Consider the following 660-nt stretch of genomic DNA (forward strand, 5'->3'; position numbering starts at 1 on the left):
TGAAAATCTCATCGCCTTTGCCCAAAACGGCGAAGCGCTTCACCCTATGAATGGCGCGCCATTGCGTTTAGTGGTTCCAGGTTGGCCGGGTTCTTGTTCGCAAAAATGGCTCACTCGCATTCAAATTCGCGATCAAATACACGATGGGCCAAAGATGACAGGCACTTCCTATCGAGTCCCTAACCGACCTGTCGCCCCGGGAGAAAACGTGGCGAAAGAGGATTTCGAGATCATAGAGCGCATGCCAGTAAAATCACTCATCACCTCTCCGCAAACCAACACAGAAGTCAATGGCAATGAAATCGCCATTCGCGGACATGCTTGGTCTGGCGACCGAAAAGTGACCAAAGTGCAGATTTCGATTGATTTTGGCGCAACATGGATGGATGCCGACCTCGCAGCTCCTGCCAATGACGGTGCTTGGCAAACGTTCAATGCTAAGGTGAAGTTCCCTCAAGCGGGTTACTACGAAGTGTGGGCGAAAGCAACTGACGATCAAGGCGTCAGCCAACCTTTTGCCATTGCATGGAATCCGAAAGGTTACCTCAACAACACTTTCCACCGCATCGCATTAATTGTACGAAGTTAAAGAGTCAATAGCAGAATGGTGAGAACTTAGGGGACATAACACGGTGAGAACAAAACAACCATCAGAGCGGG

At 49.8% G+C, this 660-nt stretch carries 1 protein-coding gene; it reads left to right on the forward strand.

From position 1 onward, the window contains the following. The coding region (locus R8O10_RS25535; protein ID WP_318191998.1) for a molybdopterin-dependent oxidoreductase at positions 1-589 on the forward strand (589 nt) is incomplete at its 5' end. Positions 590-660: the final 71 nt, after the last annotated feature.

Source organism: Vibrio sp. 1727, from assembly GCF_033344415.1.
Classification (GTDB): domain Bacteria; phylum Pseudomonadota; class Gammaproteobacteria; order Enterobacterales; family Vibrionaceae; genus Vibrio; species Vibrio alginolyticus.